12 protein-coding genes are annotated in these 18,670 nt (G+C 48.5%); all 12 read left to right on the top strand.

What is annotated here, in order from left to right:
• The first annotated feature begins 99 nt into the window (after positions 1 to 99).
• Positions 100 to 2,883: a glycoside hydrolase family 3 C-terminal domain-containing protein gene (locus ACDJ59_RS24920; protein ID WP_413406549.1), complete on the top strand. Its 2,784-nt coding sequence runs from the start codon at positions 100 to 102 to the stop codon at positions 2,881 to 2,883.
• A gap of 207 nt (positions 2,884 to 3,090) precedes the next feature.
• Entirely contained in the window at positions 3,091 to 3,264 is a 174-nt protein-coding gene (locus tag ACDJ59_RS24915) for a hypothetical protein (protein ID WP_244661153.1), read from the top strand.
• Between the two features lie 450 nt (positions 3,265 to 3,714).
• Positions 3,715 to 4,437 (top strand): copper homeostasis protein CutC, encoded by a 723-nt coding sequence (locus ACDJ59_RS24910; protein ID WP_413406547.1) that lies wholly within the window; start codon positions 3,715 to 3,717, stop codon positions 4,435 to 4,437.
• Between the two features lie 73 nt (positions 4,438 to 4,510).
• Positions 4,511 to 5,971, top strand: coding sequence for an alpha-L-fucosidase (locus tag ACDJ59_RS24905; RefSeq protein ID WP_413406545.1), 1,461 nt, complete (start codon positions 4,511 to 4,513; stop codon positions 5,969 to 5,971).
• A gap of 1 nt (position 5,972) precedes the next feature.
• Positions 5,973 to 7,754 carry a beta-galactosidase gene (locus tag ACDJ59_RS24900; protein WP_413406543.1) on the top strand — a complete coding sequence of 594 codons (1,782 nt, stop codon included), beginning with the start codon at positions 5,973 to 5,975 and terminating at the stop codon, positions 7,752 to 7,754.
• Positions 7,755 to 8,020: 266 nt separating this feature from the next.
• Positions 8,021 to 8,887 carry a sugar phosphate isomerase/epimerase family protein gene (locus ACDJ59_RS24895; RefSeq protein ID WP_413406541.1) on the top strand — a complete coding sequence of 289 codons (867 nt, stop codon included), beginning with the start codon at positions 8,021 to 8,023 and terminating at the stop codon, positions 8,885 to 8,887.
• Between the two features lie 252 nt (positions 8,888 to 9,139).
• A complete protein-coding gene (locus ACDJ59_RS24890) occupies positions 9,140 to 10,198 on the top strand; it encodes a Gfo/Idh/MocA family protein (RefSeq protein ID WP_413406539.1) in 1,059 nt (352 codons plus the stop codon).
• A 496-nt stretch (positions 10,199 to 10,694) separates the two neighbouring features.
• The gene (locus ACDJ59_RS24885; protein ID WP_413406537.1) at positions 10,695 to 12,107 is read left to right on the top strand and encodes an alpha-L-fucosidase; all 1,413 of its coding nucleotides are present in this window, start codon (positions 10,695 to 10,697) and stop codon (positions 12,105 to 12,107) included.
• Positions 12,108 to 12,604: 497 nt separating this feature from the next.
• Positions 12,605 to 13,582, top strand: a complete 978-nt coding sequence (locus tag ACDJ59_RS24880) for an ABC transporter permease (protein ID WP_074093076.1) — start codon at positions 12,605 to 12,607, stop codon at positions 13,580 to 13,582.
• Between the two features lie 15 nt (positions 13,583 to 13,597).
• The gene (locus tag ACDJ59_RS24875; RefSeq protein WP_017691189.1) at positions 13,598 to 14,506 is read left to right on the top strand and encodes a carbohydrate ABC transporter permease; all 909 of its coding nucleotides are present in this window, start codon (positions 13,598 to 13,600) and stop codon (positions 14,504 to 14,506) included.
• 129 nt (positions 14,507 to 14,635) lie between these two features.
• Positions 14,636 to 16,273 carry an ABC transporter substrate-binding protein gene (locus ACDJ59_RS24870; protein WP_413406534.1) on the top strand — a complete coding sequence of 546 codons (1,638 nt, stop codon included), beginning with the start codon at positions 14,636 to 14,638 and terminating at the stop codon, positions 16,271 to 16,273.
• 175 nt (positions 16,274 to 16,448) lie between these two features.
• The gene (locus tag ACDJ59_RS24865; RefSeq protein WP_413406532.1) at positions 16,449 to 18,668 is read left to right on the top strand and encodes a helix-turn-helix domain-containing protein; all 2,220 of its coding nucleotides are present in this window, start codon (positions 16,449 to 16,451) and stop codon (positions 18,666 to 18,668) included.
• Positions 18,669 to 18,670 lie beyond the last annotated feature (2 nt).

Raw genomic sequence — 18,670 nt, 5'->3', positions numbered from 1 at the left:
TCGGAGTGTCCAGTGTAAATATTCTTTAGTTCAATTTATATAGTTCATTTTATATATAGCGATTCGTAGATATGGGGATGACAATCAGGAGGGAAATCATTGAGCACACATCAAATCGGAGTTCCATTGGAAGGGTTTGCAGAGTTTAGTCGTACGGTTGCCGCAGAAGGAGCCGTTTTACTCAGAAATGAAGGCCAAGTGCTTCCACTTCGTGAAAACGAAAACGTTTCAGTTTTTGGACGGATTCAAGTCAATTATTATCGGAGCGGCACGGGTTCAGGCGGTAGCGTTCATGTGGCCTACACAACGAATCTATTGGATGGTCTGCGCAGCAAAAAGAATATAACGGTCAATGAAGAGCTAGCAGCTGTCTATGAGAAGTGGATTGAGGAAAATCCATTTGATGATGGCGGAAAAGTATGGGCGGCCGAGCCATGGAATCAGAAAGAAATGCCTTTGACGGATGAACTTGTTGCACAGGCTAGAAGCAAATCCAGCAAAGCCATTATTGTGATTGGACGTACAGCAGGAGAGGACCAGGATAATGCGGATGCGCCAGGAAGTTACCAACTGACAGAAGATGAGAAAGCGATGTTGAAGCAAGTTACTTCGCAGTTTGAACACACAATCGTTGTGTTGAATGTCTCAAATATCATCGACATGAGCTGGTTAAACGAAACGTATCTACATCCGATCCAAGGCGTAATTTACTCATGGCATGGCGGTATGGAGGGTGGTAATGCGATTGCCGATGTGCTGGCGGGGGACGTTACACCAAGCGGTAAACTGACAGATACGATTGCATATTCCATCGAAGATTACCCTTCGACAAGCAACTACGGCAATGAGTTCAAGAACCTGTATCAGGAAGATATCTATGTAGGTTATCGTTATTTCGAAACGTTTCGACCTGAGCGTGTTCAGTTTGAATTCGGTTACGGCCTGTCTTATACGACGTTTTTGGCCCAGCACGAAGAAGCAAAATCAGTAACCAAAGATGGCGAAACCTACATCGAAGTTCGTGTAAATGTGACCAACTCCGGTACAACATATGCGGGCAAAGAGGTTGTACAAGTCTACTATGAAGCACCACAAGGCAAACTGGGACAACCGGTGAAGGCTTTGGTGGCTTTTGGTAAAACAGGATTGTTGCAGCCGGGCGAGTCAGAAATTCTCACGATCAGCTTCCCGATCCATGCCATGGCATCTTACGATGATGCAGGCGTTACAGGTCTTGCTTCCGCGTACGTATTGGAAGAAGGCACATACCGACTGCATGTAGGAACCAGTGTGAAACAAGTGCAGCATATCAGCATTGATGGCCAGGATGGATATGTGATTGAATCTCTTCAATTGGTGGAGCAACTGCAAGAAGCGATGGCCCCAACTGAAGATTTTACACGGATGAAACCAGGTACGCGCAAGGAAGATGGATCTTATGAACTGACTTATGCAGAAGTACCGAAACGTAAGATATCCATGGCGAATCGGATCGAGCAGAATCTCCCGCAAACGCTGGAGCAGACAGGTAACCAGGGCCACAAGCTGAGTGACGTTAAGGCTGGCAAAGTGAGTCTGGAAACCTTCATCGCTCAACTGAGTGATCAGGATCTGGCGGCGATTGTCCGTGGCGAAGGCATGAGCAGTCCGCTCGTTACTTCGGGAACGGCATCTGCATTTGGTGGTGTCAGCGACAGCCTGTTTAACTACGGTATTCCGGTAGCATGTACGGCAGATGGCCCGTCCGGTATTCGTATGGATAGTGGCGAGAAGGCAACACAGGTATCCATCGGTACGTTGCTTGCCGCGACATGGAACAAGGATCTTGTTGAAGAGTTGTATGTGATGGAAGGACAGGAATTGCTGAGAAATCAGGTAGATACCCTGCTCGGACCTGGACTCAATATCCGCCGGAGCCCGCTTAATGGCCGGAACTTTGAGTACTTCTCCGAAGATCCACTGATCTCGGGTGTATTTGCCGCAGCATGTACGAAAGGTATCATGAAGGGTGGTTCCAATGCCACACTGAAACACTTTGCCTGCAACAATCAGGAGAAACACCGCAGTAAAGTAGATGCTGTTGTCTCCGAACGTGCACTGCGTGAAATTTACCTGAAAGGGTTCGAAATCGCTGTAAAAGAAGGCGGAGCAAACTCCATCATGACCTCCTACAACCCGGTTAACGGACACTGGGCGGCATCCAACTACGACCTGAACACCACGATTTTGCGCGGCGAATGGAATTTCGACGGAATCGTAATGACCGACTGGTGGGCGATTATGAATGATGTGACCGAAGGTGGAGAGGCTGATCGCAAATACACCAACTGGATGATTCGTGCGCAGAATGATCTCTACATGGTTGTACCGAACTACGGCGCAGAGATCAATGGCTGGGACGACAACACGATTGAATCCTTGGAAAATGGAACATTGACTCGCGGAGAGCTGCAACGCTCGGCGATTAATATCTGCAAGTTCATCATGAATGCACCGGTGTCCGGCAGAAAACATGAGATCGTGGAGAATGTCGCTTCGTTCCAAGCGAATGCCTCCCTATCTGCTGCACAAGCTCAGGATCTGGTTGAGAACGCACAGGTGAAACCTGCAGTAGCTGAACCCGTCTACATGAAAGTGAGCGAGGCAGGTCATTATCGGATTATCGTACAGATCATGTCCCCTGAGCCGGAACTTGCTCAAAGTGCATGTAACCTGCTCCTGAATGATCAGTTGGTGACCACCATTCAAACGAATGGTACGGAAGGCAAATGGATCAGACAGAAACTTGTCAAAGTAGATCTTGAAGCAGGACTGTATGAATTGAAACTGGACTTCACCAAACCAGGTCTCCAGATTGATTGGATCGAATTCAAGCAGGTGTAGAAGATAAGCGGAAATATCAGGTGATAAGAGCAATCGAAAGATTGTTCTGTCATCAAAAGTAGAATACGTTGGTATAAGACAAAGGACACTGTACGCGGGTGTCCTTTGTTGTAACACAGAATAGCTACTGTTATGATAGTGTTATGAGATTCGTAGTTCTGAACAATGGGGTCAGGGGTGTTGCGAGGAATGAGAAATTATAATTTTTTGAGTCCAATCCTGCTGGTTGTGGTGGCGCTGATTGTAAGAGGCCTGGTGACTAACCTGGGAGTTCTTTTCGGACTATCACAAGAAGTGGCGAGTAATATTGCCATGATAGCCATGATTATTGCTGCACTGATTATGTTTAATCGAATGACGAAGGCTCGGCGTAGAAAATAGAAAAAGCTCGGATAACCAGAAGGTTATCCAAGACATGAAGACACCCTCTGGGTGTCTTTTTTTGTATTGACGTTCTGATCCTAACGTTTTAGACTATTGCTAATTGATAATAACATTATAAATAACAAAAATAACAAAAATCATCAAACAAAGTATATGATATCCGTTGCGCTCTCTATTTGCTAGCCCATTCCGGTCCCCAAAGGAGAATCCAATCATGAAGATCATTACCGACAAACCATATATCGTTCAGGACGGTCAACCTTTGCAAATTGGGATCTGGAAGCTGACCGTCGTCAAATAATGATGAGGAAGGACCGCAGGAGCGTTGATGAAGCGTTCAGTCGGTCCTTTATGTCATGGATCAGGCTGTGTGCAGTTCGAGAGATGTGTATCGATACGGGTTAACGGTTCTGGAATAATCTACGATGAAGTGAAGGGAGCGACCTTATGAAGAGACAGCCTGTATTGGAAGTCATCGCTGTAGATGCGGCAGATGCCAAAGCAGCTGAGGAGGGAGGGGCTGATCGGATTGAGCTGGTGTCTGCGATGTCTGAAGGAGGACTTACCCCCAGTTATGGCGTCATGGAGCATGTGGTATCCCAGGTATCCATTCCGGTGTATGTCATGATCCGTCCGCATAGCCGCTCGTTCCGCTATAGCGCAGATGACATCCACGCCATGACCCGGGATGTACGCGTGGCGAGGGAACTTGGAGCCGCTGGCATCGTGATCGGCGCCCTCACCGGGGATGGTGAAGTGGACCTTTTATCCATGCAATTATGTATGGCCGAAGCTCAGGGTTTGGGCGTTACGTTTCATCGTGCAATTGATGTGAGCACAAGCTTGACTGAGGCGCTCAAGGCTATTAACACATTGGGCAACGTGGAGCGTGTTCTTACATCGGGAGGGAAACAGACAGCGCCTGAAGCCATACTGGAACTGAAACAACTTCAGCAATTGGGGCAAACCTTGAACATCGCTGTCATGGCAGGGTCGGGGGTCACCATAGAGGGAATTCAAACGCTAGTGAGTCAGACGGGTATCACGGAAATCCATATGGGATCAGGCGTGAGGTACAAAGGCAGCTTTAATTATCCCATTGATCCACATTTGGTTGAAGAAGCCAAGCAACAGTTATTGCTTGCATCACAGCCATTTCATGGACAGTAGTGCACTGAGTAGCGGTCCAAGCGATGGAGATCTAGTGACATAGGAATGTACGAAATAAAAGGAGTGATACGCCATGAATCAAGAACTGCAACCAGCCGAATGGATTAAGTCCGCAGCACAGGTCAGCCCATCCGAACGCCAGCTGAGGTGGCAGGAGATGGAGTTCTACGCGTTTATTCATTTTACGGTAAATACATTTACGGATCAGGAATGGGGCACTGGGGAGGAAGACCCGGCGATCTTCAATCCTTCTGAACTGAGCGCAGCGCAATGGATGCAGGCGTGCAAGGCTGCGGGGATGAAGGGGCTGATTTTGACTTGTAAGCATCATGATGGATTTTGTTTGTGGCCCAGTCAGTTTACAGCGCATACGGTCGCGGCTAGTCCGTGGAGGAATGGTACGGGGGATTTGGTTCGGGAAGTTTCCGATGCCTGCCGTGAGGGCGGGTTGAAGTTTGGCGTGTACCTGTCTCCTTGGGATCGTCATGAAGCCACTTATGGAGATTCCGAGAGGTATAACGAGTTTTTTCTCCAACAGTTACGCGAGCTGCTTACGAATTATGGCGACATCTTCTGTGTATGGTTTGATGGTGCATGTGGGGAGGGTCCGAATGGCAAAAGGCAGGTCTATGACTGGGACGCCTATTATGCGCTTATTCGTGAACTTCAGCCTGAGGCTGTCATCTCAGTATGTGGCCCGGATGTTCGCTGGTGCGGCAATGAGGCGGGGCATACACGGGAATCGGAATGGAGCGTTGTGCCAGCGCATATGCAGGATAATGAGAAGATTCAGGAGCAATCACAACAGGTGGATGATGGTGAGTTTGCCACAAGGATCAATACGCAGGACAGTGATTTGGGAAGCCGAGAGGTCATTCGTTCCCAAGGTGAGCAACTGATCTGGTACCCTGCCGAGGTGAATACCTCGATTCGCCCAGGATGGTTCTATCATGCCAGTGAAGATGATCAGGTCAAAACACTGGATGAACTGCTCGCCGTCTATTACGGCGCAGTGGGGGGCAATGCCACCTTTTTACTCAATCTGCCACCGGATACACGTGGTCTCATTCACGAAACGGATGTCGAGCGACTACAGGAATTGGGAGATTCGCTGCGCACCATTTTTCAGGAAAATTTCGCCTTGCAGGCGCTGGTAAAAGCATCGGAGACGATGGATGAACAACATGCTGTATCGGAAGTGCTGAGGGAACGACGGGATACGTATTGGTGTCCTCACGAAGGAACGGAGCAGGCTTGGATCGAGCTGGATTTGCAGGAGGAACGATCATTTGACCGGGTGGTGCTGATGGAACATATCCAGACAGGCCAACGGATTGAGCGTTTTACACTGGAGTCGCAGAGGGCAGATGGTGGTTGGGAAGAGTTTTACAAGGAGACGGTGGTGGGGCATAAGCGAATTTGCTGTTTCCCACAGGTCACATCGAGAAAGATACGATTAAGCATTCATGAATCCAGATGGTGCCCAACGTTGTCTAGGTTAGGCATATATCTGAGCGAGCGGGGAGGGTTGTAACATGGCTGTGCTGACGTATAAAGGTTCACAATTCATGTATGGTGGCGAGCCCATTCGGATTTTGTCGGGTGCCATCCATTATTTCAGAGTGGTCCCCGACTATTGGGAGGATCGGTTACTCAAGCTGAAAGCCTGTGGTTTTAATGCGGTGGAAACGTATGTGCCGTGGAATGTTCATGAGCCGGAGCCGGGACAGTATTGTTTTGAAGGCATGGCTGATCTGGAACGTTTTATTCGCATTGCGGGAGGTGTGGGTCTGCTTGTGATTGTTCGCCCAAGTCCTTATATATGTGCCGAGTGGGAGTTTGGCGGATTACCTGCCTGGCTGCTCGCTGATGATGAGATTCGTCTGCGATGTAATGATGCAAAATTTCTGACGAATGTGGATCGTTATTATGATGTGCTTTTGCCCAAATTGAAACCCCTTCTGAGCACCCATGGCGGGCCGATCATCGCGATGCAGATTGAAAATGAGTACGGCAGCTTCGGGAACGATGCGAGTTACCTGCAATATTTACGTGATGGCATGGTGGAGCGCGGTATGGATGTGTTGTTATTTACCTCGGACGGACCGACAGACCACATGCTGCAAGCGGGATCAGTGCCGGGACATCTGGCTACAGTCAATTTTGGATCAGGAACGGAGGGAGCGTTCGCCAAGCTGCGTGAATATCAGGCGGACGAACCTTTAATGTGCATGGAGTATTGGAACGGCTGGTTCGATCACTGGGGTGAGTCGCATCATACCCGAGAAGCCGCAGATGTGGCTGGTGTGTTTGAGGAGATGCTTCTAGCAGGAGCTTCGGTTAACTTTTATATGTTCCACGGTGGAACGAACTTTGGATTTTATAACGGGGCGAACTGTCAGCAGAAGGATCAATACGAACCCACAATTACAAGTTACGACTATGATTCAATGCTCAGTGAATCCGGGGAGCCGACAGCGAAGTTCCATGCGGTGAGGGACCTTATTGCTCAGTATAGCGGCGAAGATCTGGGTGAGCTTGTGCTACCAAAATCGAAGGGGACTATCGCCTATGGGCGGGTGGAGTTGACCCAACAGGCGTCATTACTGGCGCAGATGGACCGGATATCAGTCCCGGTGCAACGTACAAATCCGGAACCTATGGAGAAGCTGGGTCAGGATTATGGATTTATTTGTTATCAAACCCGGATATCCGGGCCAAGGGAGCGACAGGAACTAGTGGTTCAGGAGGTTTGTGACCGTGCACTTGTGTTTGTTGATGGGCAATTTCAAGGTGTGCTCGAACGGGGAAATACGGAATTATCGATTTCCTTTGAAGTGCCGCCAGAGGGCGCAGATCTATTGATCCTTGTTGAAAATATGGGGCGAATCAACTATGGTCCGTACCTGAGAGATCCGAAGGGCATCACCGAGGGTGTGCGACATGGCTTTCAATTTTTATATGATTGGACGATTCATTGTCTGCCATTAACTGATCTGTCGGGTTTGCAATTTAGTGATGTGATTAGCGAAGTAATTAACGAAACAATTAATGAAGTACAGGGACCGGCATTTTATCGAGGAGAGTTTAATATCACGGATGTAAGAGATACTTTTCTGCGACTGGATAGCTGGACCAAAGGGGTTGTATTTGTAAACGGATTCAATCTGGGGCGCTACTGGAATAAAGGACCGCAAAAAACGTTATATGTACCAGCCCCGCTCCTTCGTGAAGGTGAGAATGAAATCATCATGTTCGAGCTTCATCAGACGGATGATCTGGTAGTAACATTCGTGGATACACCGGATTTGGGCTAGAAAAGGAAAATAGGTGAGTCAAACGATTATTGGCAATTGTTGTGTCCGCCAGAAAAAGGTATACGTTGGGTATGGACATTGACTAGGGCGTGTCTGAAAACTCCGAAGGACGCAGATTTTGCCGAATTTTCGTTCCAAGCAAGGAAATTTTCCGCAGGCGTGCCGGGGCACGTCAAGGGAAAGTGACGCAGCAGGGGGCGAAAAGGTGGTAAAAGATGCACTTCAGTGAGTTTTGAGACACGTCCTACAGGAGAGGATGAGGAAAAATGAAAGTTGGACTCAGCACCTACAGTCTGCAACAAGCATTGGATCGCAAAGAATTAAACGTACCAGATGCCATTCGTTGGATCGCCGATCAGGGCGGGGAACATGTGGAGATTGTGCCGATGGGTTTCAGTCTGATCGATAACCCGGAGTTGATTGATGAGATTAAAGCTGTGGCAAAAGAGGTCGGGATCGACATTTCGAATTATGCCATTGGCGCTAACTTTGCTGTGCAGGAGGACGCCGAAGCGTTGGAGCAAGAGATCCAGAATGTAATGCGACATGTGGATGTGGCTGCTTCGCTCGGCGTGAAGCTGATGCGTCATGACGTGGCTTTCCGCCCAGCACCAGAGGGAACCGTAGCACAGTTCGAGATCGACCTGCCGGTACTGGTGAAGGCTTGTCAGCGGATAGCCGATTATGCGGCGGATTTTGGAATCACAACAAGCGTGGAGAACCATGGTTACTATGCGCAGTCGAGTGAGCGAATTCAGCGTTTGTTACACGAAACGGCGCGGAGTAACTTCAAGACCACGCTGGATGTCGGCAATTTCCTCTGTGTGGACGAAGACCCGGTGAGTGCCGTAAAAAATAACATTCCGTACGCGTCGATCGTGCACGCCAAAGACTTCTACTGGAGACCTTCCTACCGGAACCCCGGTGAAGGCTGGTTCCAAACCTCGCATGGCAATTACCTGCGCGGTGCCATTGTGGGCCATGGCGATATCGACATGCCTGAGGTGTTCCGGGTGTTGAAACAATCCGGGTACGACGGATATATCTCGGTTGAATTTGAAGGCATGGAGGATTGCAAAACCGCCTCACGCATTGCCATGGATAACGTCCGCCGCCTATGGGTAGAGGCATAGGGCCGAGTACTTGTTTTAAATGAATAAATTGAATCAAATTCTGAAGAAGGCGTGAGTAACAGAGGGGAGGCTTGGAACTGTAGGAGCGTTAGCGACCGCCTTTGTCTGCGGATTTCAACCGTTAGAGCGGTCAATAAAAGAAATTTGCAGACAACAGCGGCCGAAAGTCCAAGCATTCATCGTCGTTACGTTAAGCCGATTATTATAATTTCTTGAGTCAATTCATATGAAAACGATGGAGGAATCAGCACTATGTCCAAATTGAAAGTCGCCGTTATCGGTGCCGGGTCCATATCCGATTGCCATTTGCAAGCTTATGCCAGTAACCCGGACGTTGAAATATATGCCATCTGCGACCTGAATGAAGCACGTGCCGCAGAAGTGGCGAAGCAATATAATGCACCTCATGTGTTTACTGAGTACAAAGAATTGCTCGCAATGCCCGAAATTCATTCCGTCAGCATCTGTACATGGAACGACTCCCATGCAGAGATTAGCATTGCTGCTCTGGACGCGGGCAAAAACGTGCTGTGTGAGAAACCACTCTGCCAAACGGTAGAGGATGCCCTCGAAGTAGAGAAGGCGGTTCATCGCAGCGGAAAGCTGCTGCAAGTTGGTTTTGTTCGCCGTTATAGCGACAATGCACAGATTCTGAAGAAGTTTATCGACGAGGGTGAGCTGGGCGAGATCTATTATGCCAAAGCCTCCAGTCTGCGTCGTCTGGGCAATCCGGGTGGCTGGTTCTCGGATATCAATCGTTCCGGAGGTGGCCCGCTGATCGATATCGGGGTGCATGTGATCGACATTTGCTGGTATCTGATGGGCAGACCGAAGGTGAAATCCGTCTCCGCCAACGTGTCCAATCGATTGGGAAACCGCTCGAACATTAACAATCTGTCGTTTTACAAAGCAGCCGATTATGACGCGGAGCAAAATACCGTTGAGGATATGGCGAATGCCCTGATTCGTTTTGAGAACGGTGCGAGCCTACTCGTGGATGTCAGCTTCACGCTCCATGCCAAAGCGGATGAGACTTCGGTCAAACTATATGGGGACAAAGGCGGTGCCGAGCTGGAGCCGGAAATTTCGATCATAGGCGAGAAATTCAACACCATTTTGAACATGACCCCACAGGTGGATTTCAAATCCTTCGATTTTATGGGATCGTTCCGCAATGAAATCAACCATTTTATCGATAGCACACAGGGCCGCAAAGAAACACTTAGCCCCGTCGAAGACGGCGTCGAAGTGATGAAAATGCTCTGCGCCATCTACGAATCAGCCCGTCAGGGCCGCGAAATCACGCTGTAATTGGGGCCTTGCAATACGGAGATGCTCCAAGTTGATACTTTACTACTCCCGTGGCATTAAAAGTTATGAGCACTCCGCTCCTTTTCAATGAAAAGCTCCGCTCCGGGCGGGTGTGGATTCGTCCTCTCCGCTTGAGGTTGGGGCAGAGCATGGAGCGCTAGCAGAAATCTAAGGAACACTCTCTCTGCTCTTGGATTTCCCTATAGAAACGAGGAAAATATGGGGTTCCCTGGTAATTGAAGATGGCACTGCAATCGAAATAACAGAGTTACTACGCCCCTTAATAGTTAAACTAAGCGTTTACGCCAAAACGGAGAGTGCAGAACCAATCTGAAGAAGCGAAGCGCTCGCCTTTATCACCGGATTTCCAACAATTATAAAGTGAAATAAGAGAAGTCCGGGGATAACAGCGATCGAAAGATGGTACTGCACTCGGAGTGACCAGGCGTAACATGCATGGTTTATCTTTTATCTAATCCAGAGGAGATGAAACAGGATGAGCGAAACCAAAGAAACCGTACTGGAGCAGGAAGAGCAGATCGTCGAAGCTGGCGTACACAATTTTAGCAAAGAGGATGAGTGGATCAAACCGGAGGACCCGCTGCTGAATGAGCGGTTGGAATGGTTCAAGGATCAGAAGCTGGGGCTGATGATGCACTGGGGGCCGTATTCCCAGCTTGGCCTCGTGGAATCCTGGGCGCTGAGCGATGAGGACGGCGATTGGTCGCGTGATGACATCGACTGGACGGATGACATGGAAGACTTCAAGCGGGAATATTTTGATCTGAACAAAACCTTCAATCCGATTCGCTTTCAGCCTGAGGAATGGGCACAGATGGCGGCAGATAACGGGTTCAAATATTTCCTGTTCACCACCAAGCACCACGACGGTTTCTGCATGTGGGATACCAAGACGACGGATTACCGGATTACGGGCAAGGACACGCCTTTTCATACCCATAAGTATGCGGACATCTGTCGATCACTATTTGACGCTTTCCGGGCCAAAGGACTCGGCATCTCAGCGTATTTCTCCAAAGCGGACTGGCATACCCCATATTACTGGGCACCGGGCATGGAGCGTGGACGTCACATGTGGCGCGGCCCTTCGTATGATCCCCATAAGTATCCGTGGCTGTGGGAGAAATTCGTGGAGTTCACACATGAGCAGATCATGGAGCTGCTGACGAATTACGGACGGATCGAATGTCTGTGGCTGGATGCCGGCTGGGTGCGCGAAGGTCGCCATGGTCAGGATATCAGGCTTGGAGAAGTCGTGGAACGGGCGCGTCAGACCACACAACCTTGGCTTCTGTCCGCAGATCGCACCGTGGGTGGGCCGTATGAGAATATCGTTACCCCCGAGCAGACCATACCGGAACATCCGATGAACATTCCGTGGGAGAGTTGTATTACCGTGGGGAACTCCTTTGCTTTTGGATTCGATGATCAGTATAAAACGGGAAGACAGCTGGCACATATTCTACTTGAAGTCGTGTCCAAGGGTGGTAACTTGGCGCTGAATGTAGGACCACAACCCGATGGCCGTCTGCCAAAAGGGGCAATTCGAGGTATCAAGGGCCTCGGTGAATGGTTGGGTACTCATGGAGAAGGCATCTATGGAACCCGGATCTGCGGGCCATATTTTACGAAAGATTGGGCTTTCACACAGAAAGAAGAGATCAACACCGTGTATGCCTTCCGGATATACCGAAACGAGAATGAGCTCGTACAACCACAGTTAATCATTCCTTATCTGAAAAAGGTAGAGCGGATCGAACTCATTGGTAGCGATGACGTACTTTCGTATCAGCAGACAGAAGACGGACTTCTTGTGGATCTGCCCCAATCCGCTACAACCAATGAAGCGCCGATCACACATACGTTCAGATTGATCACAAGCGCATAGAGGTTGTTCAAAAAGTACCCAATTGATCACGAAGTAAACCACGAAGCGAACTTGACATCGAATCTTGCGTTCACCTTCGGAGTCCGGTGCTCATGTAGGTTTGCCTACACTCCGCTCCTCCTCCTTCAGGTTCTCGCAACCTTCTCGGTGCTGAATCGTTAACTTTTTGAACTTCATGTATAGAATGCCATGTCAATTCCGGGGGAGATATAACCACCTCCGGGATTTTTTTATTCATACATAAGGAACACAATTTCCAACAGAAACGGCTCGTAATCGCTTGTCACACAAGGGTTTGTGGAATAAAGAGAAGTCGGAGAAAATTGCAAATTGATAAAAGTTTATCGGGCGATGTACTATCAAATCAAGAAAGCGCTACCTGATATGAATGTTTACATCATATTTGTTGAACAAGGAACTAGGAACAGAAAAAAGGATGTTTAAGGGATGTAAATGTAATGTATTATTACACTTGAGGTGTAGAAGGAGTGACGCAAATGAGTCGAGCTACGGAAAGCATACCCGCTAAGATGGAACTCCAGCAGAGGAAACATGTGGAGCCCAAGCGGCAGCATCCATTCATCAAAAGCCTCAAGAAACACTGGGAGCTCTACCTGCTCGTGCTGCCCCCGGTGTTGTATCTGTTGATCTTCAAGTACATTCCTATGGTGGGTGTCCAGATCGCCTTCAAGGACTTCAGTGTAGTCAAAGGAATCTGGGGAAGCCCGTGGGTCGGATTCAAACATTTTGAGGCATTCTTCCAATCTCCAAACTTCTGGCTGTTAATCAAAAACACGATAGGCATCAGCTTTTATTCTTTAATCGCAGGTTTCCCTATTCCCATCTTGCTGGCGCTGGCGCTGAATGAGATTCGAACGGGTTACTTCAAGAAGACCGTGCAGATGGTCACTTACGCTCCGCATTTTATCTCAACGGTTGTCATGGTATCCATTATCATTCTGATGCTCTCCCCGCATGTCGGCGTGGTAGACAAGCTGTTCACACTACTCGGCTTCCCGATGACGAACTTCATGGGCATTCCGGAATACTTCAAATCGATCTATGTCTGGTCAGGTGTGTGGCAGGGCATGGGATATTCATCAATTATATATATCGCAGCTCTTGCTGGTGTTGATCCATCTCTCTATGAAGCAGCCAAGATGGACGGCGCATCAAGGCTTCGGAAAATATGGCACATCGACCTCCCGTCGCTCGTTCCAGTCACCGTTATCATGCTGATTCTGAGTCTGGGCAGCATTATGGGCGTGGGCTTCGAGAAAATATACCTGATGCAGAATCCGCTCAACACAAGCGCTTCGGAGGTCATCTCCACGTATGTGTACAAGGTGGGTCTGATCGGGGCAAATTTCAGCTTCTCCTCGGCAGTAGGATTCTTCAACTCCATTATCAACCTGATCCTGCTGGTTATCGTCAACGGCATATCGCGCAAAGTATCCCAGAACAGCTTGTGGTAAAGGAGGAGCTTATCCATGTTCAACCTGATTAATCGTAACCGGATCAAGGACCCGCTCGGTGACCGCATTTTCATGACATTCAACTACATCTTTCTGTTCGCCATACTGCTAACGGTGTTTTATCCGCTCTTGTATATCATCAGTTCTTCGTTTAGCTCTTCACGAGCCGTGACATCCGGTCAGGTGTGGCTGTTCCCGGTCGATTTTAATATCAAGGCGTACATCTCCATTTTCAAAAGCCAACAACTTATGCTCGGTTTCTATAACACGATCATTTACACCGTGGTGGGTACGTTCATTAACGTGGTGCTGACCGTCATGCTGGCGTATCCTTTGTCACGCAAATCGTTCTATGGACGAGGGGCCATCATTATTTTCATGATGATCACGATGTTCTTTGATGGCGGTCTGATTCCCACCTACCTCTTGATGAAGGACCTGCACCTGCTCGATACACGTTGGGCGATGTGGCTGCCCGGGGCGCTCGCAGTATTCCAGGTCATCGTGGCAAGGACTTTCTTCCAATCTTCCATCCCGGAAGAACTCGGGGAGGCCGCGGAAATGGACGGTTGCCGGGATATCCGGTATCTGATCAGCGTAGTTCTTCCCTTATCAAAGCCTATTCTGGCAGTCATGACACTCATGTATGCTGTAGGTCACTGGAATGCGTACTTTGATGCACTGATCTACCTGCGTTCCGAGAAATTGTTTCCTCTACAATACGTGCTTCGCAATCTGCTCATCCTCAACGCGGCTGATCCGGCGATGCTCGCCAATACCAGCCAACAGATGCGGGACCAAGGGTTCGAGCAGGTGTTGAAATATGCACTGATCGTTGTAGCGAGTATTCCAATTCTGATCATGTATCCATTTGTACAGAAGCATTTTGTTAAAGGGGTCATGGTTGGTTCCCTCAAAGGTTAATCCTAGTGAGTTAAGCCCGGTTGCCTCTTGAAAGGAGGTGGAAGGAACACGCCGGCTTCCGGGATCGATTTTATAAACGTGCAGTACAAGTCAATAATTTGCCGTTATGAACAAAAAGGAGGAGTCAGATTGAGAAAATCTTGGATTTCGATGTTGTTTCTGGTCTTTGCTTCGATGGCTTTGTTGTCCGCATGCAGTTCATCCGAGGAGTCGGGTGGAAGTAGCGACGGTAGCGGGGAGAGCGGCGGTCCTGTAACCATGACCCTCTTTGCTCCGCAAGGCAAAGCGTCCATGGAAGAGAATGAATTTACCCAATTTATCGAAGACAAGTTCGACGTTACCCTGAAATGGGATCTGGCCCCAACGGACGCCTTGCAGGATCGCAGACAATTGCTGCTGGCTAGTGGTGATTATCCGGAAGTGTTTCTTCACGGCAAGTTCACTACTTCAGACCTTCAAACCTATGGCAAACAGGGCGTGTTCCTTCCGCTACAGGATCTGATTAAGGAGTATGGTCCGAACCTGACCAAGATTATGGAAGAGAAGCCATACTTCAAAGAAGCCATCACGGCACCGGACGGCAACATCTATGCGCTGCCTATCTTCAATGAATGTTACCACTGTACGTATGCACAGAAATACTGGATCAACACGGAGTGGCTCGACAATCTGGGTCTGAAAATGCCAACCACAACTGATGAACTGTATACCGTTCTGAAGGCGTTTAAGACACAAGATCCAAACGGTAACGGGAAAGCGGACGAGATTCCACTTACAGGCGCACCGAACAAGTATGTATGGAATGGCAACATTGATGCCTACCTGATGAATAGTTTTATATACAATGATAACGACAAATACCTGATCGTGAACGATGGCAAGGTGAGTTTTGCCGCCAATCAGGAAGGCTGGAAGAAAGGGCTGGAGTACATGAATAAATTGTATGCAGATGGCCTGATTGATCCGGCTTCCTTTACACAGAACGATCAGGCAATCGGACAACTGGGCAACAAGGAAGGCGATGAAGTGGTCGGCTCCATTACAACGGCGCTGGTCAGTTATCTCGTGAATACTTATGACAAAGACATCACCCGTCACCAGCACTGGGAGATCGTTCCTCCATTGAAAGGACCAGATGGAGTGCAGACGACAGGCGCCACACAGAGCGTAGGTGAGTTTGAGTTTGCCATCACGAACAAAGCGACAGAAGCACAGCAGATTGCTGCCATCAAAATCGTAGACTACATGTTCAGTGAAGAAGGTGCGCTGTACGCAGAGTATGGTCCAACTGAAGGCAAAGGCTGGAAGAAGGCAGATGCCGATGAGAAAAACATCAGTGGCGAGCCTGCCAAATACAGCTACTACAATCTGCCTGAGCGTGACGCGAACGTTGTTGTGAACGAGAGCTGGTCACAGATCGGAGCACATGACTTGTCCAACACGTTCCGTAATCTGTTTGCCGAAGGACAGAATCCTTTAGAAGCAGAGGGTTATGGTACACGTCTGGCTCAAGCTACTAATGTGTATGAACCTTATGCACCCAAAGAAGTATACCCTGCGAACGTATTTATTCGTCCAGAGGATACGGAATCAGCTGCACAACTGACTACGGCCATCAAGGATTATGTGCAGACGAATATGGCACAGTTTATTATTGGCAGCAAGAGCATTGATAAGGAATGGGATTCATATGTCAAAGGCTTTGATGGTCTCGGACTGAGTAATTATCTTGAGATCTACCAGCGTGCCATTGAGAAGAATCAATAATTGAAGGATTCAATATAGAGGCTGTCCCGTCTGTCACCCGTGACCGGGACGGTCTTCTCCTATGACAACCCCACGTCATCCGATATAATGTACTGAATATTTATGGAAAATTAGCGATCAGCACAGGTGTTTGTCGTCATTCAGCATGAACAGTAATGGTGGGGGGATCTCGGAGATGAACAACAATTGGTTTAGACGTTTGCTGTTATCGTATCTGCCTGTTTTCTTTATTGTGACGACCATTCTATTCTTTATTTTCTTTCAAGTATTCAATGAGCAGAACCGTAGAGAAGCGCTTAAGGCCAATGAATTTCTGGCCTCTCAGGTCACGCAATATCTGGACAACTCCCTGCGCTCCATCGACTTCAAGGTACTGCGTGAGATTTTGACCAACCCTAACTTGAAGAATTATTTCTCGGTATCTGGCAGCGATGATGTGTATGCCGGCATTCAGGCGGTCCAGGTGGTTGATGAATTGAAAATAGAGTATCCGCTGATTGATTCAATTTATCTCGTTCGATACGGGGATGGCACGGTCTTCAGTAACGGGAAGGCTGTTCCGATTGAAGAGTTCCCGGATGCAGACTTTATTGCAGATAGCCGGTCAAGGGATGAACAGAAGTGGGCAGGAGCACGAGCGTTCCGGGCTTTTCCATCGCAAGCGACGGAGCAGGTAATTACTATTGTACGGAGTGTGGGGAACGGCAAAGGACTTGTGGTGACAAACGTGGACCTGACTACCCTTAGAAAATCCATTATGCAGATGTATGATCCGGAATTTACGTTTGTGAACATCTTCAACCGTTCGGGCGGCAATCTGTGGGATAGCAGCATGCCAGAAGGGGTTGCAGCTTCTACTAAAACCACGACGGGAGAAGTCTTCTCCGAATTTACGTCGAGTTATAGCGGTTGGAAGGTGCAGACAGGTCTCAATAATGGAAAAATCGTCAAATGGACTCTGCAATTTTATAATATCTGGTTTGCCTTTGCTGTAGTGGTTGTGTTGACCGGGGTGGTGTGGGTGATCTATGTGACCCGCAGAAACTACAAGCCGATTCAGCAGATTGTCACGTTAATTCAGACCGTCTCTTCGCAGAAACAATCGGGGCTCAACTATGGCAAGGAGAATGAGTTCCGATTTATCCATACAACGCTGGAACGCATGATTGATCAGACGAGGCAATATAAGGAGGAGCACGAAGAGAATCTGATTTTGCAGAAAAAAATGTTCTTTCAGGAGTTGCTGGAGGGCACACGAGACTTTACGAGCACGGAGCTGACAGCGGAGATGAAGAAGTTCAAACTGCCTGAGCTGGAGCATCGTTGGGCCGTCATGGTAGTTGAAATGGATCGGTATGATGCATTTGTGACGGAGTATCATAATCAGGACCAATCCCTCCTGAAATTTGTGTTATCCAGTATTCTGCAGGAGAGTGCGCGTCATGAAGGAACGGAAGTATGGGCTGAATGGATCTCCGATCAGCGTCTGTACGCCATCCTCTGGATTCCGGAAATGGAACAGGCCGAGGAGACCGAGCATCGATTGCTCGCTGGTTATCTTGACAGAATCGATCAGTATCTGAACTTCACTGTGACCATTGGTATTGGTCGGGTCGCTGTTGATATTCGGGGACTGAGAGCTTCATTGAAAGAAGCTGTGCACGCGCTGGAGTACAAGGCTGTACTGGGCATAAATCGCATCATTCCGTGTAGCGATGTGCCGAATTCGACCAATGATGTGTATGAGTTCCTGAAGACCATCTCACTGCTGGTACAGGCGATGCGCTTGTCGGACGATGTGTGGGAAAAGCATTTTGAAAGACTGTTTGAACAAATCAGTGAGTCCGTTCTGTCCCGTCAGGAGATTATGAATACGATCCAATTGTTATTTCAACATTACAATCGGGAATTCGCCGAACTTCCACGGGAGTATCAGGATTCGTGGGCCGCTATATTCACCCCGCTTCTCCCAAGGCTTGAGGGCTGGGAGACGTTAGATGACCTGCGTGAGCTGTGCTGGGAAGGGTTCAGAGAACTGGCGCTGCAGATGAAGACGCTGCATTGTTCCCGAAAACACAGATCGAATATTTTGGAGATTCGCAAATACATCGAAGAGCATTACAACAATCCTGATCTGTCACTGAACTACCTTAGTGATCTATTCGATATTAATCCGAAGTATCTGAGCAAGCTTTTTAAGGATGAGATTGGGGAGAAGTTTGTGGATCTGCTCATTAGTCATCGCATTGAAAAAGCCAAGCTGCTCATGCAGGAGACCGATAAGGCCATTCAGGAGATCAGTGAGGAAGTGGGATACACGAACTATAATTCCTTCAACCGGGCTTTCAAGAACGTGGTGGGTGTGGCACCAAGTGACTACCGCAAAGCCATGTGAGT

It is taken from the genome of Paenibacillus amylolyticus, from assembly GCF_047302515.1.
GTDB classification, from domain to species: Bacteria; Bacillota; Bacilli; order Paenibacillales; family Paenibacillaceae; genus Paenibacillus; species Paenibacillus amylolyticus_G.
This window is presented reverse-complemented; position numbering and strand designations above follow the sequence as displayed.